General features: G+C 36.4%; 17 protein-coding genes. 4 read left to right on the forward strand and 13 right to left on the reverse strand.

What is annotated here, in order from left to right; genetic code table 11:
* Nucleotides 1–121: 121 nt before the first annotated feature.
* Entirely contained in the window at nt 122–3,499 is a 3,378-nt protein-coding gene (locus tag B9Y84_RS09000; RefSeq protein WP_085516754.1) for a GEVED domain-containing protein, read from the reverse strand.
* A 776-nt stretch (nt 3,500–4,275) separates the two neighbouring features.
* Here B9Y84_RS09000 and B9Y84_RS09005 point away from each other — a divergent pair.
* Both B9Y84_RS09005 and B9Y84_RS09010 read left to right on the forward strand, forming a co-directional pair.
* Complete coding sequence (locus B9Y84_RS09005) at nt 4,276–5,412, forward strand: serine hydrolase domain-containing protein (protein ID WP_085516755.1); 1,137 nt, start codon at nt 4,276–4,278, stop codon at nt 5,410–5,412.
* Nucleotides 5,409–6,008 (forward strand): hypothetical protein, encoded by a 600-nt coding sequence (locus B9Y84_RS09010; protein WP_085516756.1) that lies wholly within the window; start codon nt 5,409–5,411, stop codon nt 6,006–6,008. Before B9Y84_RS09005 ends, B9Y84_RS09010 begins: the two co-directional genes overlap by 4 nt.
* Before the next feature lie 26 nt (nt 6,009–6,034).
* Here the strand turns inward: B9Y84_RS09010 and B9Y84_RS09015 are convergent, their stop codons facing one another.
* The 7 genes from B9Y84_RS09015 to B9Y84_RS09045 all read right to left on the reverse strand — a co-directional run bounded on the left by B9Y84_RS09015 (nt 6,035) and on the right by B9Y84_RS09045 (nt 13,993).
* Nucleotides 6,035–7,036, reverse strand: coding sequence for a glycosyltransferase family 2 protein (locus B9Y84_RS09015; protein ID WP_085516757.1), 1,002 nt, complete (start codon nt 7,034–7,036; stop codon nt 6,035–6,037).
* On the reverse strand, nt 7,029–7,367 hold the full coding sequence (locus tag B9Y84_RS09020) for a YbaB/EbfC family nucleoid-associated protein (protein ID WP_085516758.1): 339 nt from the start codon (nt 7,365–7,367) through the stop codon (nt 7,029–7,031). Before B9Y84_RS09020 ends, B9Y84_RS09015 begins: the two co-directional genes overlap by 8 nt.
* Nucleotides 7,368–7,369: 2 nt before the next feature.
* Nucleotides 7,370–9,295: a T9SS type B sorting domain-containing protein gene (locus tag B9Y84_RS09025; protein ID WP_085516759.1), complete on the reverse strand. Its 1,926-nt coding sequence runs from the start codon at nt 9,293–9,295 to the stop codon at nt 7,370–7,372.
* Complete coding sequence (hutH, locus tag B9Y84_RS09030; protein WP_085516760.1) at nt 9,292–10,782, reverse strand: histidine ammonia-lyase; 1,491 nt, start codon at nt 10,780–10,782, stop codon at nt 9,292–9,294. Before hutH ends, B9Y84_RS09025 begins: the two co-directional genes overlap by 4 nt.
* Nucleotides 10,775–12,163 carry a histidine--tRNA ligase gene (gene hisS, locus B9Y84_RS09035; protein WP_085516761.1) on the reverse strand — a complete coding sequence of 463 codons (1,389 nt, stop codon included), beginning with the start codon at nt 12,161–12,163 and terminating at the stop codon, nt 10,775–10,777. Before hisS ends, hutH begins: the two co-directional genes overlap by 8 nt.
* Before the next feature lie 232 nt (nt 12,164–12,395).
* Nucleotides 12,396–13,013, reverse strand: coding sequence for a rhomboid family intramembrane serine protease (locus B9Y84_RS09040; protein ID WP_085516762.1), 618 nt, complete (start codon nt 13,011–13,013; stop codon nt 12,396–12,398).
* On the reverse strand, nt 13,013–13,993 hold the full coding sequence (locus B9Y84_RS09045; protein WP_085516763.1) for a polyprenyl synthetase family protein: 981 nt from the start codon (nt 13,991–13,993) through the stop codon (nt 13,013–13,015). Before B9Y84_RS09045 ends, B9Y84_RS09040 begins: the two co-directional genes overlap by 1 nt.
* 379 nt (nt 13,994–14,372) lie before the next feature.
* On the opposite strand from B9Y84_RS09045, the gene B9Y84_RS09050 reads away from it, so the two are divergent.
* Nucleotides 14,373–15,008 carry a peroxiredoxin gene (locus B9Y84_RS09050; RefSeq protein WP_085516764.1) on the forward strand — a complete coding sequence of 212 codons (636 nt, stop codon included), beginning with the start codon at nt 14,373–14,375 and terminating at the stop codon, nt 15,006–15,008.
* 66 nt (nt 15,009–15,074) lie between these two features.
* On the opposite strand, the gene B9Y84_RS09055 is transcribed toward B9Y84_RS09050, so the two are convergent.
* The 3 genes from B9Y84_RS09055 to B9Y84_RS09065 all read right to left on the reverse strand — a co-directional run bounded on the left by B9Y84_RS09055 (nt 15,075) and on the right by B9Y84_RS09065 (nt 18,696).
* Nucleotides 15,075–15,617, reverse strand: a complete 543-nt coding sequence (locus B9Y84_RS09055; RefSeq protein ID WP_085516765.1) for a hypothetical protein — start codon at nt 15,615–15,617, stop codon at nt 15,075–15,077.
* Between the two features lie 191 nt (nt 15,618–15,808).
* Nucleotides 15,809–17,518, reverse strand: coding sequence for a M3 family oligoendopeptidase (locus tag B9Y84_RS09060; RefSeq protein ID WP_085516766.1), 1,710 nt, complete (start codon nt 17,516–17,518; stop codon nt 15,809–15,811).
* Nucleotides 17,519–17,589: 71 nt separating this feature from the next.
* Nucleotides 17,590–18,696, reverse strand: a complete 1,107-nt coding sequence (locus B9Y84_RS09065) for a ferredoxin--NADP reductase (RefSeq protein WP_085516936.1) — start codon at nt 18,694–18,696, stop codon at nt 17,590–17,592.
* 165 nt (nt 18,697–18,861) lie between these two features.
* Here B9Y84_RS09065 and B9Y84_RS09070 point away from each other — a divergent pair, with 165 nt between their 5' ends.
* Nucleotides 18,862–19,335, forward strand: a complete 474-nt coding sequence (locus B9Y84_RS09070; protein ID WP_085516767.1) for a hypothetical protein — start codon at nt 18,862–18,864, stop codon at nt 19,333–19,335.
* A gap of 103 nt (nt 19,336–19,438) precedes the next feature.
* Here B9Y84_RS09070 and trxA read toward each other — a convergent pair whose 3' ends face one another.
* Both trxA and B9Y84_RS09080 read right to left on the reverse strand, forming a co-directional pair.
* The gene (trxA, locus tag B9Y84_RS09075; protein ID WP_013453673.1) at nt 19,439–19,762 is read right to left on the reverse strand and encodes a thioredoxin; all 324 of its coding nucleotides are present in this window, start codon (nt 19,760–19,762) and stop codon (nt 19,439–19,441) included.
* Nucleotides 19,763–19,989: 227 nt separating this feature from the next.
* A complete protein-coding gene (locus B9Y84_RS09080) occupies nt 19,990–20,517 on the reverse strand; it encodes a DUF3347 domain-containing protein (RefSeq protein ID WP_085516768.1) in 528 nt (175 codons plus the stop codon).
* Between the last annotated feature and the right edge of the window lie 35 nt (nt 20,518–20,552).

Here is a 20,552-nt window from a genome sequence, read left to right on the forward strand (position 1 = left end):
TTTAATTAAATTTCAAATTAATAAATTAATCTTGAAAGTATTTCACTTTTCAAGTTAAGACATAAAAAAACGCATGAAGCAGAGCTCCATGCGTTTCCAATTTTAACTTAATTTTTAGTAATTATTTAACGATGAAATTGGCACTTACGGCCTCTTTCGCTGTATTTGCTTTTAGTATATACATTCCTTTTTCCAAAGTGCTAACATCAATGCTATTAACTTCTTTTCCAGTATTGATAGATTTAACAAGAGCGCCATTGCTGCTGTAAATCTGAATACCTTTAGAGGAATCAATATTTCTTATGTTGACATTTAATTGATCTTGTGCCGGATTTGGATACAAGCTATAAACGGCAATATTACCTTCTTTCCCTAATAGCTCAGAGTCGAAATCTGCCATTGCATAGTTGGAAGGAGTATTTGTAATATTAACAGTATAATCTTCTACTTCACCGTAATTAAAGGTCTCACAAGGAGTTCCTTGAGCGTTATACTTCATCATTACTCTCATTCTAGTATTTCCTGTCAATGCAGTAGATGGAATATTCAACGTAGCATTTAAAAGATTACTGCTACTAGAAGAACCATTAACTAATCTTTCACCGGAAGAGAAAGTACCATCTTGGTTTAAGTCTATCCATACGCTCCAATATTCAGTATAGCTACTTCCACTAAATCCTGCTTGAACATTCATAGAAGTTGAGGTACCACGCTGAACATTTGCCACTTGACTTGTGAAATCAGCATAACCGCCATTATCTCCACTGGTATTGTCAATTGCACCTAATACAACTCTCTGAATCCATTCGAAACTTGAGTCGTCTCCACTTGCATTACAATAAGTAATTGCAACCGGTGCATCTGTAGTAAATAAATCAGATGAAGAATAGTTAGAACTGCTACTTGTGCAATTACTTCTCACTTGCCATTCATATTCAGTATCAGCAGACAGTCCGCTTACTGATCTTGAGTTAGAAGTAGCTGATAATGTAGACCAAGTGCTGGCTCCATTCACTCTTATTCTTACAGTATAATCATTTGCTGCACTCTCAGAAGACCAATTAAGTGTAGCCGTATTTTCACCCACGCTTGACACGCTTAAGCTGCTAGGCACCGTGCATACTTCAGGAGTACCTGTAGTAATAGTAACCGTATAATCTTCTACTTCACCATAAGAAAATGATTCACAAGAAGTAGGTATACCATTATATTTCATAGACACTCTCATAGTGGTATTTCCAGAAAGCGCTGAAGTTGGTACTGTAAAGCTTCCGCTGACAGGAGTCGTCTGCGTAGCAGATTGTGTCCAAACTTGTTCACCTGCATCATTGAAATCTCCATCTTGGTTATAATCAATCCATACGCTATAACCTTCGTTGTAAACTGTTCCAGTCCATTCAGGTGTTACTGTAATTGTGTTAGCATCTCCTTTTCCTAAATCCGTAGACTGAGAGGTAAAGTCAGCATAACCTGAAGAAGCTGCACCAGAAGAATTATCCAGCGTACCTAGCTGAACTCTTCCGATGTATTCATCAGAAACATTATTTCCGTTTGAATCACAGTACACTAATTGTACTTCTGTAGTAGTGAAACTTACACTTGAAGAATAAGCAGAAGAAGTTCCATCAGAACATTTACTTCTTACTTGGGCCTCATACTGTGTGGTTGAGCTTAAGCCAGAAAGCGTTAATGAACTGGAAGAAGAGCTTTCAGTAGTCCATGAAGAAGTTCCTGAAACTCTATAACGAACATCGTAAGTTGTTCCGCTCACATCACTCCAATTTAAATCAGCACTATTTGAACCTACGTTCGAAGCTGAGAAACTAGTTGGTGTAGTAGCTTCGCAAACAACAGGAGTTCCTGTTAGGCCTGTTACGATCAATGAGAAATCTTGACTTCCACTTGCTAATGACCCTTTATGTGTAACAGTAATAGTATAAGAACCACTAGCATTATTAATGTCTACTCTTTCAAAAGGGTCAACATTATTGTCACCTTTAGAATTGCTGTTAACACCTGTCAGTCGGTAAGGCGAGTAAGTAGTTGAGTTCTTAGTTACTCTAATATCTAAATCGTTCACCAAAACGGGGGTGCTAAGATTTGTGGTACCTGTATTAGCCGTTCCTCCTTGATCAGTCCAGGAAATAGAAGCCAATAATGGGCTATTTCCGTCTGATTCAACTGTAACAGAATAAGATTGTCCATTATTTAATGTTAGTTCTTCTATTTTAGAAATATCACCTGCACCGGTCATGGTTTCAGCTGCTCTTTTAGCATTCATTAATCCCCAACCCCAAACTGCGTCTGGGCCTGTGATACCTGCATCATCTGCAGTATGCAAAACAATACCTTTTAGAGTCGCAGCTCTTACATAGTTTCCGAATACATTGTTAGCATGCTCTTGTAAAACCAATATGGATCCAGCAACATTAGGTGAGGCCATGGAAGTACCTGTTATAGTATTATAGGCAGTGTTACTGCTTTCATAAGTAGAATAAAGACCTGTCCCATTTCCAGTAATATCCGGTTTGATTCTCAAATCATCTGTCGGTCCTTCACTTGAAGAACTATTAATACTCACCCCGATTAAATTTCCGTTACTATCAATATTTGCATCTTGTGCATTGGCTACTACCAAGTTGTTCTTTGCAGTAGCATGACCTGATAATTTATCAAAAGAGCTGTTTCCATTAAGAGGAGCACTGTTTGAAGAATTATCGCCTCCATCATTACCGCCCGCAACTACCATCATGTAATAAGGTGAATTATACATCAAATCATCCCAATCTCTTGATTCAGCTATGTATGCACCAAAATACCAATCTGGTAGCTGACTCGCTCTATATCCGTAAGAATGGTTCGAAACTAACATTCCGTTAGAAGCTGCATTGGTAGCCTCCGAAAGATCGCTATTCCAATCATATCCAACAGCATTTGCATGAGGAGCCATTCCTTTAGCAGCCGCTTGAACACCGGAAGCTATAATTGTACCTGTCACGTGTGCTGCATGAAAATTCAATGTGCTTGATCCGTCTCCTACAGAGAAACGATTTGAACCCCCAGCACCATCGTACTCTTGGTGAGATGCACGAGCCAAACCACCATCCCAAACGTGGGCAGTCATATTGTCTCCATTAAGGTTCAGTCCTAGTCCTCCGCCTGAATTCAAAAAATTAGTTCTTGTTGATTTTGCAGCATCTGTATTGTAAGTAATATAATAGATGGGTTCGCCATTTGCCGTTACTTTCTGCAATTCTGCATAGCGACCATCTTCTAATGTCATTTTCACTTCCCATCCTTTTTGTTTAGCCATTTCAAGAGCTTCTTTTTTCTCATTTTGGGCTTTGGCTGAAAAGCTTCGCTCTAGCTCACTCAATACTTGCTTATTGTATTGATTTGCAATCTTAGCTTTTTGTTGAGCTGTTTGGGCCATAACAGAGCTTGCTAGAAACAAGCAGCTTATGACTACTAAATTTAGTTTTGTAAAAATTGTATTCATTTCATTTAGTTTTCGTAAAAAGAAACACTGAATACTTTATCCAGCATATTATGTAAAAAAAATAAATTATAATTATTCTAATATTATCTATTTAGCTACAAAGGTCATCTAAACTGAAAATCTTCTAAAAACATAATTAAAGAAGATTGAACCATGATTGTAATCGATGTAAGTACACGTAAAATGCGTGCTCTTTTAAGTGGTAGGAAATCGTTAGTACTAAAATATTGCTCTTCTTCAATCACTGACATCAATTAAGGGTTTTGGCTTATTTTTTGATATTTTCTATTCATTTAATTACAATTATAAGAATTTTATTCGTGAAATTTAAAATTTACAGAGACAAATATTTTATACAACCATAAGTATAGAATGTCAAAATATCCTATAATTTACGTATAAACCATTTAAAAAAGACATTTCGCCCAATGTACTATTTTAAAATTTTTTCACCTTTTTTAGGACTTGTTTTAACGGAAAAGTTATATTAACCAGTAATTCAAAGAGGATAATAGTATTTACTATAATTGAATATTTCTAACAATTAACAATTTACTTTCCTAATTCAATGCAGAACACAAGTATCACCGCTTAAATCAATATTTTCTTTGGAATCACACTGTTTTTATTGATCAAAGCACCCTCTTTAAGGCTGAAATAAATTAGTTTTTTAGCATTTAGGCTTTTAATTGCTACTCTCACTCCTAATCTTGAGTTACAGTTGCTGAACTTTGGTTCTGTACTAGTATATTTAGATAAATTAAATGTGATTGATCATGAAAATGCTTTACCTATTCATCTGTTACTTTTTGCTATCCTCCACTTATTCCTTTAGCCAGTATTATCCTAAGCAAATATGGGAGCGAAAAGCAGCTAACAGCCTTCAAATGAATCAGCAATTATTAGATAGTGCGGTGACTATAGCCAAAAAATATGAAAACACTGTCAATAAAGTTTTGAGGATTGCTATAATTGAAGCTTTCTCCCGAGAACCTGAATTTGAAATTCTTGGGCAAGTGAGAGAAAGAGGAGGAGCTGCTGGATTAGTTATAAAGGACGGTTATATCGTGGCAGAATGGGGTGACATTGACAGGGTCGACATGACTTTTAGTGTTGCCAAAAGCTACCTCTCAACCGTAGCAGGTTTAGCACTGGATAAGAACTTAATTAGCGATCTTGATGATAAGGTTTATCAATATGTTTGGGATGGCACTTTTGAAGGAACACATAATCAAAAAATAACTTGGGACCATTTACTCACACAATCTTCTGATTGGGCAGGGCAACAGTTCGGATTATATGATTGGGCAGATCGACCGCCGAAAGAAGGTGGAGTTGACGATTGGAGAGCAAGAACTCTTCACGAACCTGGAACATTCTATAAATACAATGATGTAAGAGTTAATGTATTAGCTTATTCACTGCTGCAAGTTTGGAGGAAACCGCTTCCACAAGTACTAAAAGATGAAATCATGGATCCAATTGGTGCTTCTTCAACCTGGAGATGGCTTGGCTACCACAATTCTTATGTTAATGTAGACGGTTTACAGGTGCAATCCGTTAGCGGTGGTGGACATTTTGGAGGTGGAATATTTATCAATACGCTAGACCATGCTAGGTTTGGCCTACTATTTTTAAGAAACGGTAAGTGGAATGGTCAAGAATTACTAACTGAAGATTGGATCAAAAGTGTTCAAAAATCATCTGCTAGTAATCCCGATTACGGCTATTTATGGTGGAATAACAGCCAAGGCGCTTGGCAAGGTGTTTCCAAAGAAGTTTATTATGCAGCAGGCTTTGGCGGAAATTATATTATTATAGATGAAGCAAATGATATGGTAGTAGTCACTAGATGGATCGACAACTCAAAAATTGATGACGTAATGAGGTTACTTCAAAAATCTGTTAAATGAGATACTATTTAATTCTATCCGTCATTTTTTACCTTTTGGTTCCTAAAAATCAGGCGTTTGCTCAAAGAAACTACCAAGATGGCTATGTGGTAACCAACCGTAATGACACAATTTATGGTCGATTAAGAGATCGGACACCAGAAACATCTGTTCAAATTTTCAAGATGGTCAAAATGAAAGGCTTTTGGTTTTTTGAAAAAAAATATCGCCCCAACGATATCATTTCCTATCGAATTCAGGACCGTACTTACGAATCGCTCTGGTTCTATAACCGTATTAGATGGTTTACTAGCACTCACATTAGTGCTCCAGGTCAAGGTGAAAAAGTATTTATGCGGCTGACCTATAAAGGAAAGCTCAAGCTATACTGGGACGAGTTTCGTGATTTAGATGGTGGATATGAAGTCCAAGTCCCCTATTTTAAAAAAGTAGATTCTGAAGAGATGGTTCGTGTTACACAGGGGATTTTTGGCTTCAAAAAGAAAAGGCTAGCTGAATTCTTTGTAGACTGTCCTGACTTGGTTGAGCGTTTATATGATGGTTTTTTTGACGGGCCAGACGAATTAGCGGAGTTTTACGATTCACATTGTTATTAAATCTTCCTTTTGATCCTAGCACCATTTTAAAATTTCAAATCTGAAAAGACCTTCTTACCTTTGATAAAAAACTGTTTAATCAGCGAATTAGGGTAAATCTCAGCATGTCTTAAGCCTGATACCTGGGCTTGTGTGTAAAGCTTTTTCATATGTTTAAAGTCCCGATGAGCTTTTAAAATAGCCTTGGCATTTCCTCTTTTCCCTTTCGCAATAAATTGCATGACCGCTAAAAGATCTAATCGCTTTCTTCTTTTTCTTATGCTTTTAAATTCTTCTTTGCTTAGGTTCTTATACATCAAGAGCCAATTATTCCTGAAATTAAGATAAGTCTTAAATGGACTCTCTGCTTTTAAAGTCCCTCCTCCTACATGATAAACGGTACTTTCGCCACAGTAAAAAACTTCCTTACCGCTATTTTTTGCTCTCCAACAGAAATCGATCTCTTCCATGTGAGCAAAGAAACGATCATCTAAGCCCCCTAACTTATGAAAACCATCAGCTCTCACGAACAAACAGGCACCTGTTGCCCAGAAAACGGACCTGTTATCATTGTATTGACCTAGATCTTTTTCTAAATGGGAGAATATTCTTCCGCGACAAAAGGGATAACCTAAATGATCAATAAAACCACCGGCTGCTCCTGCATATTCGAAGAATTCTTTATCATGATAAGACTTAATCTTCGGCTGGCAAGCAACAATATTTTCATTTTGCTGCATTAATTTAATGACTGGTGCTATCCAATTTGGTGTTGTTTCTACGTCAGAGTTGAGCAAAACGTAATAGTCAAACTGAATTTGCTTCAGCGCAAAATTATAACCTCCGGCATAGCCTAAATTTTCAGGGATTTCAATAAGTTGTATTTGAGGGAAATGAGTTTTAAGGTAGTCAACGGACTCATCGGTTGAAGCATTATCAGCCACTATGACCTGAGTGGGGTTAGAATTTTGAATTACATTAGGCAGGAATTTCTCTAGAAAATTCCTGCCGTTAAAATTAAGTATGACTACTGCTACGCTATCAGCCATTGAACATATTGCCTAAATCCATTCCTGGAATATTAGGAAGGACTCCATCAGTAGCTTTTCTCATTTCTTCCTTAGCCAAAACATCTACTTCCGCCATTGCCTTATTAACGGCAGCAACTGTTAAGTCTTGGATCATCTCTTTATCATTCTCATTCACTAATGAATCATCTATTTCAATGCTCACTAATTGCTTTTTACCGTTTACCTTAGCCTTCACCATTCCTGCTCCGGCTTCACCTTCTGCTGTGATGTGAACTAAATTTTCCTGAGCTTCTTTAACTTTGCCCTGTACTTCTTTAATCTGCCCCATCATTTTCATCATGTCAAACATATCTACCTTATTAAATTAAAAACACCACTTTTATAATATTCTTCTCCGTATTTATCTTTTACACGCACAGTGTAACTGTAAGTTCCTTCAGGAGCTGGACGAGTTGTTAAATAACCATCCCATCCTGCATCTAGTGATGTGCTTCTAAAAATTAAGGTCCCCCATCTGTTGTATACGCTAAATTCAACATCTTGAATAAATTTCCCCAAGACTTTGATTTCTTCATTTTGACCATCCTCGTTTGGGGTAAAGCCAGTTGGCACAAAGAAACTTGACGGAATTTTATATCTTATAAGGTTGGAAGAAGCCACTAGACCGTTTTCAGAAATTGCCTCAAGCTGATAAAAAGTTAATTGATTATCGCTTTCTGCAATATTTTCACTGTAAAATGCTGTGGTATCTACGTTATTCTCACTTAGCAAATTCATGTTATCATCATACTTTTTCAGTACATAACCCCTTAAGAGAGGACCAAAACCAGTAAACGAATTCCATTTAAAACTAATTACTGATTCTTGTTGGCTTAAGGTTAAGAGAATGTTTGGAGCAACTGTTTGAACGGGCGAAATACCACCGCAAAGATTCAAGTAAGCAACTGAATAATAATAAACTCTTTCATTGAGCGCGGGTGATTCATCAATATATGAAGTAGTGCTAGTCGTGTCCAACCTAAAAAAATCTTCATCTTCATTTCTCTTTTTGTAAATAAGAAATCGATCTGGTTGTAATCCTGCCGGGAGATCCCAAGTGATTTCCACCTCAGTATCAGATAACACCCTAGTGGCAATTTGGCCAATCGGAACGGTAGGACCGGCTGTATTTGCCGCAAGATTTCGAGCTAAAGAAACGACTTCTACTCCACTTGCATCCGTTGCGATTATTTGATATTCATCGACTTGTCCGCAAAAGACGTTCTCATCTAAATAAGGTGCATTTCCTGAAAATATAAGCTCCCCATTCTTCAAAACATCAGAATTCTGAAAATTAGCATGATTCCAGTCAAGTAAATTACCACCTAATTCTACGGTAGCCGATAACCTTATTGTACATACCTCATTTGAAATCAATTGTTGACCATTGCACCTGCTAGTGCTAATTAATCGAGCGCAATAAAAATCAGCATCTAGATCTATATTTTGAAAAGTGTACGAACCACTTTCAGTAGCTACAAATGTAGTGATGCTTTGGAAATCGCCATCTTCATTCTGCTTTAATTGCAGTTGATATGTTTGATTAACATTGAGTTCATAATCAATCTCAAAGCTGTTACTTGACAACATATCAAGCCGAGTTATTGAAGCCGGCTCTTCCGTTTGATTAGCTGGTATAAAAGTTTTAGAAAATTGATTGTTACTGCAATTATTGTTTCCACTAGTATCAAATGAGCCATTTACAGTTAATGTACTCTCCTGCGTAGGATTAGCGTATTGATACGAGAATGGAAAATCGTCAATGGAATATTCTTGTACAGCACTTCCATCTCCAAAATCAACTGTATATATATCAAAACTCTCCTGTTCTGAATTTACATCTAAAACTAATCCCTGATCACATGAAGACAGTGCTACGAAAGGAGTAGCAGGATTTAGAATTTCAATGCTAATGCTATCGTAGACCTGAGAATTGGTTAATTGTCTTAAAAACAATATGTCATAAACTCCGGGTTCTGTATAAGTAAATCTAAAATCATCAGCTGATTGTGCTGGCTGTCCGAAACATGCATTATTTACACCTATATCCGATAAATCAGCATCAAAGCATAGGAATGGTGTTCCAGTGCCGTTTTCTGGTGTAACTTCAATTTGAGTTCCTGAGCAACCTTTTAAATAATTCACAGTAAATAAGCCATTCTCACTAGGAAAACTTCCTTGTGCTGAAAGGATATATGAACTACCAAAAAGTAATAATATGAGTATTGATCTTATCAAGCTTTTTGCGTTTTAATAAAATGTACCGCTTTGACTATATCCTTATGCAGAATTCTGTCTTCCTCTATTAACGGTACTTGTTGTCTAAAATTACGAATTATTTCTTCTAAATGTGAACTTGTCTTTAACGGCCTTCTAAATTTTATAGCTTGTGAAGCATTTATCAACTCTATAGCTAGCACTTGATAGGTATTCTCTACTATTTTGTACAGTTTGGTAGCTGCATTTGCTCCCATGCTCACATGATCTTCTTGCCCATTGGATGAAACTATGCTATCCACTGAAGCCGGAGTACACAACTGCTTACTTTGACTCACTAAACTTGCTGCGCTGTATTGGGGGATCATCAAGCCAGAATTTAATCCAGGATTCATCACCAAAAAATCCGGTAATCCACGACTTCCTGAAATTAGCTGATAAGTCCTTCTTTCCGAAATATTACCTAATTCTGCTAAGGCAATAGCTAGAAAATCTAATGAAATCGCTAGCGGTTGCCCATGAAAATTACCTCCAGAGATAATCTCACCTTCATCAGGGAATATGTTTGGATTATCTGTTACTCCAGCAAGTTCCTTTCCTACAATAGTTTTTACATAATCAATGGCATCGTAGCTTGCTCCGTGCACCTGCGGAATACAACGAAAACTATAGGGATCTTGCACATGAACTTTGCTTTGACTAATAATTTCAGATCCATCAAGCAATTCCAAAATCTTCTTTGCTACTAACTTTTGTCCATGCTGATTTCTAATCAAGTGGATTTTAGAATCAAAAGGCTCCGGACGGCCATCAAAAGCATCTAATGATAAAGCACTGATTGTATTGGCCCAACTAAACAGATCTTCTGCAGCCAATACTGCATGCACCCCAAATGCATTCATGAATTGTGTTCCGTTCAATAAAGCCAATCCTTCCTTTGCCTTTAAATGAATTGGCTCCCACTGCTTTTTGACTAATAAGTTTTCTCCGGTCATCTGCTCACCTTGGTAGTAGACTTCTCCCTTTCCTAGTAAAGGCAAGGAGAGATGTGCTAAGGGTGCTAAATCTCCTGATGCTCCCAAAGAGCCGGTTTCGTAAATTACTGGAAGAATATCCTCATTAAAAAAATCTAATAAGCGCTCCGCTGTTGCCAACTGGACGCCACTATGACCATAGGCCAGAGATTGAATTTTCAATAAAAGCATAATCTTTACAATACGACTGCTAATCTCAGGTCCGGTACCACAGGCATGAGACATCACCAAATTAGATTGTAATTGCTCAAGATCAGCTTTTGAAATATTGCGACTATATAAGGACCCAAAACCAGTATTTATCCCATAAATAGGAGCTTCGGAAGACTGAATGTGTTCGTCTAAAAATTTCCGACAATTTACAATGGCGCTTATGGCCTTATCTGCCAACTTTAGCTTCTTATTATCCGCTAAAATTATTCTGATTTCAGCTAGACTAAGGTCATGTTCGCCAAGTACAAAAAAATTACTCATATCCTAAAAATCGTTTTAAAATGCTCTCAGCATTTAAATGTTCCTGCGTCCCTTCTTTCATATTCTTGAAAGTTAGATCACCAGTTTTCATTTCTTCTGAACCCACTAAAATAACGTATGGAATTTGCTTATCATTAGCATATTTCATTTGCTTTTTCAATTTAACAGGTTCAGGGTAAAGCTCGGCTTTTACGTTTGCAGTTCTTAACCTATGCAACACTTTCAAACAGTATTTCCAACTTTCCTCATCAAAGCTCACCATCAATACTTCAGTAGTGCTCTCAGCATTATCAGGATACAGTTCCAACTCCTCCAAAACATCATAAATCCTGTCAACACCAAAAGAAATTCCAACGCCCGACACATCCGGCAAACCAAAAGTATCAGTCAAGCCGTCATATCTTCCACCCCCACATATACTACCCATCTGTACATTTTTGGGCTTCACCTCGAAGATTGCGCCTGTATAATATGAGAGGCCGCGAGCTAATGTCACATCCAATTCTAATTGAGGAACTTTGGCACCAAAAGACTCCAAAATCTCCAATACCTCGGTAAGCTCTGTTATTCCTTTCTGACCTACTTCAGAATCTTTTAGAAAATCTTTCAAAAAAGCTATCTGATTATAATTATCTCCAGTCAATGAAAATAATGGCGATAATTTATCAATCGCAGACTGAGCAAAACCTCTTTCTGACAGTTCCTCTTTAACTTTTTCTTCCCCTATTTTATCCAATTTATCGATTGCTACTGCAAAATCAGTTTCCTTTCCTTCTGCCCCCAGCACTTCCACAATACCCGATAGAATCTTGCGATTGTTAATTTTGATAGCGTAATCCAAACTGTTAGCTTTCTTTGCTTGCAAGTTTTTGAAAACTTCATGAATCATCAAGACTATTTCAGCCTCACAAAGCATAGAATTAGTACCAATTGCATCGGCATCGCACTGATAGAATTCTCTATACCTGCCCCTCTGCGGACGATCCGCTCTCCAAACCGGCTGTATTTGATATCGTCTGAAAGGGAAGGTTAGTTTGTGTTGATTCATAACCACAAATCGAGCAAATGGAACTGTAAGGTCATAACGCAGTCCTTTTTCAGAGATCTTTGGCTGTAAAACCTTAGAATCATTCCGATCTACTTCCTGGGTTTTAGAAAGAAAATCTCCCGAATTCAATATTTTAAAAAGCAGTTGATCACCTTCATCCCCATATTTCCCTTGCAATACGCTTAAGTTTTCCATTGCAGGGGTTTCTACAGGTTCATACCCATATTTTTGATAGACCTTTTTGATGGTATCCAGAATAAAATGTCTTTTGGCCATTTCAGCTGGTCCAAAGTCACGTGTTCCTTTAGGGATAGAAGGTTTCTGTTTGCTCATTTTTTACTATTTATTTTGGGGCAAATCTACAAATTTTTATGGATAGGTCGGCAAATTGAAAGCTTTACATCTTACCAAGTTGATGTAAGCCTAAAATGAAATAATGGTGCATTTAAAAATTAATATTAATAGAGAAATATCAGAATCGAGATCCTTAAACTACTACTAGAAATTCTTACTATTTCCAATATATGATTCTCTTTTCTATGTTCTATACTCTAGATTCTAAGATCTAGAATAGACTAAAGGTACTTAGCTGATCTATAAAATGCATAATCACACCCGGCCAGATAGCTATGGTTATGATGACGCCATAGAGCGCTCCAAACAAATGGGCATCATGGTTCACATTATCTCCCTGCTGTTTACCTTTATAATAAGAGTAGATTACATAGATAGCTCCGAAAATAAAACCAGGTAAACACAATAATCCATACAAACATAAATCTGTCATAGGATTAAAGAGAATACTACTGAAAACTACTGCTGAAACCGCTCCTGAAGCTCCTAATGCGTTATAATTAGGGTTTCCCTTATGCTTTAAAAGGCTAGGAATATCGGAAACTACAATCGCTGATAAATAAAGACCCACGTAGAGAAAAGTACCGTAGTTAGTTAACTGGTTAAAATAATACTCTACTGCATCTCCAAAGAAATAGAGTGTGAGCATATTGAATATTAGGTGCACATAGTCTGCATGCAAAAAACCAGAAGTAATCATTCTGTAGTATTGCTTTCGATGTAAAATCTGATAGGGATTGAACATCCAAGCATACATTCTGGAAGGATTGTTGAAAGCAGGAATACTTACAATACAAGTGACGATAATAATGATTATGGTAGTACTCATTACTGCTCTCTATTAATAAGGTAATTGAAAAAATCTTTTATCATGACCTTCTTTTCTGAAGGGGCATCTAAGTCAGCTAGATTCTTAAATGCTTTATCGAAATACTCATTCATTTTAGTTTCCGTGAGCTGCTTTATGTTGAGATCATCATAAATGGCTTTTACAGCCGCTACTTTTTCATTTTTATCAAAATTCTTGGCTTTCAGCCAGTGATTAAGTTTGCTAGCGTTTTCGCCAGAAGCCAATTCATTCGCTTTTATCAGTAAGTAAGTCTTTTTGTTGGCCAAGATATCTCCTCCCACCTGCTTTCCAAATTTATCTTGATCAGCATAAACATCTAGTAAATCATCCATCAACTGAAAGCCGATACCCGCATTTACACCCATTTGATATAACAAGGCTTGATCTGCTTCATTATCCATCGCTAAAATCCCTCCGAACTCAAGGCTAAAACCTAACAATACTGCTGTTTTCAAACGGATCATTTCAATATAATCATCTTCATGCACCTGCTCCTGCTCCTCAAAATTCATGTCAATTTGCTGTCCTTCGCAAACCTCAATTGCACATTGATTAAATTTCTGCAGAATTTCTGTGAGCTTTTCTTTAGGGCAGTGTGCAATTACCTGCTGATATGCTTTGACTAGCATCACATCTCCTGAAAGAATAGCCACGGGATTATTCCATTTTTCATGTACTGTTTTCTGACCTCTTCTTAAGGGTGCATTGTCCATTATGTCATCGTGCATCAGGGTGAAATTATGGAAGATTTCCATAGCCAAAGAAGCGGGAATCACATCTTTATAATTCTCTTTGTATAGCTGATAAGATAATAAACTTAAAAGTGGACGCATCCTTTTTCCCCCTAGTGACATAATGTATCGGATAGGTTCATAAAGTTCCTGAGGATTCTCTCCAAAATGTTCCTTTTCAACAGCGGAATTAATGGCAACTATATACTCTTTAATGGATTGATTCATTATAAAATTAAATTAGATGCTTAAAGATATGGCTTTAAAAAGGGATATAAAAAGTAATTTTTAAAAGTGGGCAAGCAAGATCCCTAAGGCGCATTGCAAATAGATAATATTGATATCACTATTGCAAATATCAATGGAAACTTTCACGCTCACCGTTGCTAATAAAACTTATGAAACTTACCTTTGCAGTTTAGTTACAGTTGATGAGACAATTTGTCCAAAAAACAACCATCGGGGCATCTTTTGGAAGTTTCTCATAACTTTTAGGTATGAGCGAAATTAATTCGTGTACGAAAAACATCAATTGTATTTATACGTTATATAAAGTAGGATCGAAGAGAAGTTAAATAAATTTCAATTAATAATTAAAAAATAAAATATGTCTTTAGTAGGAAAAAAAGCACCATTATTCAAAACAGGAGCAGTAATAAACGGAGAAGAGATTGTAGATGAGTTCTCTTTAGAACAATACATCGGGAAAAAAGATGTGATGTTCTTCTTTTACCCAAAAGATTTCACTTTCGTTTGCCCAACTGAGATATTGGCTTTCCAAGAAAAATTAGCTGAGTTTGAAAAAAGAGGTGTCGCTGTAATAGGTGCATCTACTGACACAGAAGAAACTCACTTAGCATGGTTAATGACTCCACAAGAAGAAGGTGGAATTGAAGGCGTGATATACCCTTTAGTTGCTGATGCTTCTAAAACTATTGCCAACAACTTTGGCGTATTAGCAGGTGACTGGAACTATAACGAAGAAGGTGAATTAATCTTCGAAGGAACACCAGTAGCATATAGAGGCACTTTCTTAATCGATAAAGAAGGTGTTGTTCGTCATGAAACGATCAACGACTTACCATTAGGTAGAAATATCGATGAAATGTTAAGAGTTGTTGATGCATGGCAGCACGTTGAAAAATTCGGTGAAGTTTGTCCTGCAAACTGGGAAGAAGGAAAAGAAGCAATGGAAGAATCAAGAGAAAGCGTTTCTTCTTACTTAGCAAAAAACAAGAAGTAAGCACAAACAAACGTGCATTTTAAAAACCTGCCCAGGAAATTGAGCAGGTTTTTTTTATGTAAAGCATTATAACCACGAAATTTTGTAATCGTCAAATTCATCTCCACCAGCAACTGATTTGATGTATTCTACTTTAGGGCTAACTACTTTCGTTTTTCTTATAAGTTCATCAAGTAAGCCAAATTGCAGAGTGCTATTGAATGTCTGCGTTCTACGCATGACAATATGCTTTGGTCCCGATTCTACTATTTCCCAACCTCTTTTTTCTGGATCTTTAATCATCATAGAAGCTACTTTCGCTAGGCCTTCCATCATCTGTTTCGGATTGGCATCACTTGTTATAAGCCCATTTGCAAGCATGCCAGAATAAGCTGTCGCCCCAATTCGCCTACCTAACCTTTTGGTGTTCACTTGACCGATTTGAGACTCAATCCAGTTGCACATTGAATTGTAAATATCCATTGGCACAAATTTCATAGCACTAGTTAGATCGAGCCCATCTGCCATTCTTTTCAGTTCCTTTTGAAATGACTCTTTTCCTTCGTATAAATCAATTACATCTTTAACAAATGCTGATGACAACGTTACCCCTTGTGTTGAATTATTCATAACATTTCTTTTTTTAATTTAAAATTGAAGTAATAATTTAAATTAATAAAAAAATAATTACGTATTTTAGGTAAGTAATTTTACTTATTTTAAGCTTTTGTATAACTATTTTGCAAAAAAACATAATTTAAGTTAAACAAAAAAAGGAAGCTCCTAAGAACTTCCTTTCCTTTTTGATTGTAAAATTCAGTTTAAAGTCTGTTCATTTCCTGCTTGACAAAAAGCATCAATTCACTAATATTCTTCTTGCTAAAATCAAATTTGATATCTGCTGCAGCATACACTTCAGGGATCGATTTGGTATAACCCATCTTCAATGCTTTCATATAGGATTCCAATCCCTTTTTAGGGTTCTCTTTATAGTTCTTCCAGACTGCAACTGCTCCAAGTTGGGCCATTCCATATTCAATATAATAGAATGGGACCTCATATAGATGCAGCTGCTTTTGCCACATATTATCTTTGAAATCCTCAAGGCCTGACCAATCAGTAATAGAATCTGAAAAATCCTCTAGTATATCATTCCATGCTTTGGTTCTATCTGCTACTGTATGCTTAGGATTTTCATAAATCCAATGTTGAAATTTATCGATTGTTGCTACCCAAGGAAGCGTTTCAATAATTCCTTGTAAATGCTCAGTTTTAGCCCTTTTTAAGTCCTCCTCATTATCAAAAAAGATATCCCAGTGATCTAGAGTAATTAACTCCATACTCATGGAAGCCAATTCTGCTACTTCAGAAGGCGGATTCTTAAAATCATTCAATTCTAAGTCATTCATTAAAAATGAATGCACTGCGTGACCGCCTTCATGTAGTAATGTCACCATATCTCGTAAAGTAGAGGTTGCATTCATAAAAATAAATGGAACTCCTGTTTCGGATAGTGGATAATTATATCCTCCTGGAGATTTACCTTTTCTGGAATCTAGATCCAGATGCTTCATCTCAACCATTTTGCTAAGGCAACTTCCTAAAAAAGGATCCAGTTTGTTGAATACTTTAATAGTTTTATTGGTTAAATCTTCTGCTCCTTCAAAAGGTGCGAGTGCTTCTTTACCTGAAATATCTACTGCTTTATCCCATGGCCGTAGGGTATTTAAGCCAAGCTTTTCCTTTCTTTCTTTGGCAATTTCGTTTTCCAAAGGAACTACCTCAGTTTTAACGGATTCATGGAAATCAAAACAGTCCTGAGGAGAGTAGTCGAATCGGCCCATAGAGGTAAACATATAATCTCTATAATTATCAAAGCCAGCATTCTTTGCTACTTTCGTCCTCAATTTCACTAATTCAGTGAATAAATCATCAAGTTTCTTTTTATCCTCTAATCTTCTAGATGATATTTTGCGATATATTTCTTCTCGGAGCTGTCGATCAGTAGATTGTAATTTGACTGCGGCTTGTTGTAGTGTAAGCTCTTTCCCTTCGTGCTCAATGTCCATAGCACCTGAAATGCTACCATATCGCTGCGAAAGACTTGCAATTTCAGTTTCTAAGGGGATATTCTCCTCTCTGAATATCTTCACATCTTTCTCCATTTCACGAATCATGATATCATATCCTTCCTTCTCTTTTATACTTGCTAGATAAGGAGATGCTAGCGCCTTTCTATTGAGTTTATCACTATATGGAGCAATATGAGGTTGAATATTGCGCACAAAATCCTCAAAAGATTCAGCTAATTGCTCATCTGTGGTGTCGCAAGTCATTTTGATGTAGCGCCATGCCATATCCTCAGACACTACAGCCTCTAATTCACTTAATTTCGCAAACCAATTTTTTAAATCCCCTGCTGAATTGAATTCCTCACTTAATAGTTTTTCAAAATAAGGCTTTAAGGTTTCCCAATCCTTTACTTTAAAATCTTGAGGTAAAAACTGTCTTTCTTTTATTTCAAATTCCATAATTTCTAATTATTCCAATAAAAAAGGAGGACCACGTCCTCCTCTTACTTTACTGATTTAAAGAATGATTGTTACCCAATTTCAATCTTCACATCTGAAGAAGTAGGATGACCTACGCAGTTTAGAACAAAACCTTCCTCTTTTTCTGCATCTGATAAGCCCTCATCTTCATCCATATGTACAGATCCTGATAATAGCTTACCTCTACAGGCCGTGCATAAACCACTTTGACATGAAAAAGGTAAATCAATATCTAGATCTAGGGCTGTCTCCAATATGGTTTTCTCAGCAGGAACGGGGAATTTATGCTCTTCTCCATCAAAAAGGATTGTAACTTCATATTCTTCTCCTTGGGCCTCTGCTCCAACATTCTTTTCTGCTTTATCGATAGTTCCCTGAACAAAGCTCTCTTTATAAACGCTTGATTTATCAACACCAAAATTCTCTAAGTACTGCTCTACATTTTTCATCATTCCTTCGGGACCGCACATCAAATATTGTGTTTGATCTTTTCCCCAATTAGGAATTCTATCTAATATCTTTTTGAGCATCTCCTCATTCAGCAGTCCTGACTCCCCTTGCCAATTGATAGGAGCATCATCCAATACATGAATCAGATGCATTCTACCTTCATATTCATCTTCTAACTTATCGAACTCTTGTTTGAAGATTACTGAATCTAAATTTCTATTTGTATAAATTAAAGAAATAATGCTATCCGGCTCAGCATGTAGGATGGATTTTGAAATCCCCATCATTGGTGTAATTCCACTACCACCGGCAAACATAATCAAATGACGTTTATTATTGGCCTCCACTGTAGTAGTGAAATTCCCCATTGGCTCTAGGACCTGTAATTTGTCCCCAGCCTTAAGATTATCATTCAAATGATTAGACATTCTGCCGTTTTCCACTCTTTTGACTGTAACCGCAGGATATTCGTCCACGAGAGGGGAAGTGCATAAAGAATAAGCTCTTCTTACACTTTCACCATTGATATCTGTAATTAGCGTCAGGAATTGTCCAGCAGTGTACTTGATTTCCCAATCAGGCTTCTCAAATTCAATCACAATAGCATCTGCTGTTGCATTGATCACTTGACGAACTGTCAATTCTTTATATCGACTAGACTTTTTTTCTTCTTTGTTCTCTTTCTTTTTGAAAAAATTAAATGCCATGCTTCTTAAATTTTTTATTTGAGATAACTCAACGTTTCCATAATAGTTAAGCAAAATTAACAAGCTTTAACAATTTATGCTCATTAATTCCGAAAATGCTTCTAAATTCCATCCATAAAGTAAACTTTCATAGGGAATAGATAGTTACAAAAAGAAAAGATAATTATGGCAAGACCCAATATTAAACTCATTAAAGCAATTAAAACGGCCGCCAGAAAGATTCAAGAGGGAACTCATTATCAATGGGGCCATATGGGCGGATGTAATTGTGGACATTTAGCTCAGGAATTAACTCCTTATAGTAAAAGAGAAATTCATGAATATGCTATGAGAAAATCAGGTGATTGGACTGATCAAGTAGAAGATTACTGTAGCACCAGCGCAATGCCCATGGATGAAATTATATCTAGCATGATGGATTCAGGCTTAGAAAGAAAAGATATGATGGAGCTGGAACGATTGAGAAACCAAGAAGTGAGAAGGTGTATGGGAAAAGCAGGTATGACACTATCTCACAATAGCAAAGAAGATGTGGTAGATTATATGTTCGCTTGGGCTGAATTATTGGAAGAAAAACTTTTGGCTGACATTAAGCTTCCTGAAAATATGGAGTTGGAAGCAGAAATTGTACTTAAATAGTACACACTCGATAAATAGTTCGTAAGTACTTTAAGCAAAAATAATAAAGGCTATCTTAAAATTAAGATAGCCTATTTTAATTTAGTCTTTTTCAAGTAGCTTATTAGGCCATTTGAGCATCAATTTTATCAGCTAACACTTGTTTCGGGACTGCACCTATTTGTTTATCCACTACTTCTCCTCCTTTAAATACTAATAAAGTCGGGATGCTTCTGATACCAAATTTAGCCGATACGTTGGGGTTTTCATCAACATTTACTTTTCCGATCACCGCTTTTCCATCGTAATCACCTGCTAATTCTTCTACTAATGGGCCAATCATTTTACATGGTCCACACCATTCTGCCCAGAAGTCAACCAAAACTGGTTGGTCTGATTTTAATATTTCTTCAAAATTGCTGTCAGTTATTTCTACAGTACTTGCCATCTTATTTTTCTATTTAATTAATTTCTTATTCTGTGTTTGAAAACGTAAAGATAGAAAAAATTGTTGCTACACACATTTCTATTTCAGTAACAAATGTCACATCTACGACTTATCTCCAGAAGATTCAGTCTTTTATCGTAAGAAAAGCCATTTCTAAAGCCAAAAAGCGATAATTCTTACATAATCAATTGATAAATTTGATTTACAGATCACTAAATTCTATTTATTTATAGCTCTTCTTGAACTTTACCACATTTTAGCATTTTATCACCAAAATAAGGATTTCGGATTTCTTTCTCGCTACTCAACCAAAAAGCACCTTCATTATTAAATGCCATCGGACAGAACTGTTTATATACTTTTTGCTCTTTGCTATGCTTATTCTCTTTAACTAAAATATAAACCTCCTGACTTAAGTCATCAAAACCAGATCGAATTTCTTCCACATCTTCTTTGTCATGCATCTCTTTCGTTAAGGATTTAATCTGCTCGAATTCAGAACCCACACTTTCCAACAACTTAGCTAAAGCAGATTTTGCTTCCTTTGCATCTGTATTCACTAATGCATCTTTCACATTAAAATAGGAAGACAGAATGCTCTTTAACTGCTCTGAACTAACTTCCGAAGTAGACGCCTGCATTACTTTCTCCTCCTTTGGAGTTTCTTCAGCTACTTGTTCTTCTGACTTTTTTTCTTGGCTGCATGCAAATGTTAGCACAGCTAGTGCCAATAAACTTACTATTCCTTTTTTCATTTTTATAAAATTTACTCTTGTTGCAAATGTAAAGT

Origin of the sequence: Marivirga sericea (assembly GCF_900177665.1) — a bacterium.
Taxonomy (GTDB): Bacteria; Bacteroidota; Bacteroidia; order Cytophagales; family Cyclobacteriaceae; genus Marivirga; species Marivirga sericea.

Coding starts and splice junctions, on each gene's coding strand:
- B9Y84_RS09000 (WP_085516754.1), bottom strand. CDS start 3,499: ATGAATACAATTTTTACAAAACTAAATTTAGTAGTCATAAGCTGCTTG.
- B9Y84_RS09005 (WP_085516755.1), top strand. CDS start 4,276: ATGAAAATGCTTTACCTATTCATCTGTTACTTTTTGCTATCCTCCACT.
- B9Y84_RS09010 (WP_085516756.1), top strand. CDS start 5,409: ATGAGATACTATTTAATTCTATCCGTCATTTTTTACCTTTTGGTTCCT.
- B9Y84_RS09015 (WP_085516757.1), bottom strand. CDS start 7,036: ATGGCTGATAGCGTAGCAGTAGTCATACTTAATTTTAACGGCAGGAAT.
- B9Y84_RS09020 (WP_085516758.1), bottom strand. CDS start 7,367: ATGTTTGACATGATGAAAATGATGGGGCAGATTAAAGAAGTACAGGGC.
- hutH (WP_085516760.1), bottom strand. CDS start 10,782: ATGAGTAATTTTTTTGTACTTGGCGAACATGACCTTAGTCTAGCTGAA.
- hisS (WP_085516761.1), bottom strand. CDS start 12,163: ATGAGCAAACAGAAACCTTCTATCCCTAAAGGAACACGTGACTTTGGA.
- B9Y84_RS09040 (WP_085516762.1), bottom strand. CDS start 13,013: ATGAGTACTACCATAATCATTATTATCGTCACTTGTATTGTAAGTATT.
- B9Y84_RS09045 (WP_085516763.1), bottom strand. CDS start 13,993: ATGAATCAATCCATTAAAGAGTATATAGTTGCCATTAATTCCGCTGTT.
- B9Y84_RS09050 (WP_085516764.1), top strand. CDS start 14,373: ATGTCTTTAGTAGGAAAAAAAGCACCATTATTCAAAACAGGAGCAGTA.
- B9Y84_RS09055 (WP_085516765.1), bottom strand. CDS start 15,617: ATGAATAATTCAACACAAGGGGTAACGTTGTCATCAGCATTTGTTAAA.
- B9Y84_RS09060 (WP_085516766.1), bottom strand. CDS start 17,518: ATGGAATTTGAAATAAAAGAAAGACAGTTTTTACCTCAAGATTTTAAA.
- B9Y84_RS09065 (WP_085516936.1), bottom strand. CDS start 18,696: ATGGCATTTAATTTTTTCAAAAAGAAAGAGAACAAAGAAGAAAAAAAG.
- B9Y84_RS09070 (WP_085516767.1), top strand. CDS start 18,862: ATGGCAAGACCCAATATTAAACTCATTAAAGCAATTAAAACGGCCGCC.
- trxA (WP_013453673.1), bottom strand. CDS start 19,762: ATGGCAAGTACTGTAGAAATAACTGACAGCAATTTTGAAGAAATATTA.
- B9Y84_RS09080 (WP_085516768.1), bottom strand. CDS start 20,517: ATGAAAAAAGGAATAGTAAGTTTATTGGCACTAGCTGTGCTAACATTT.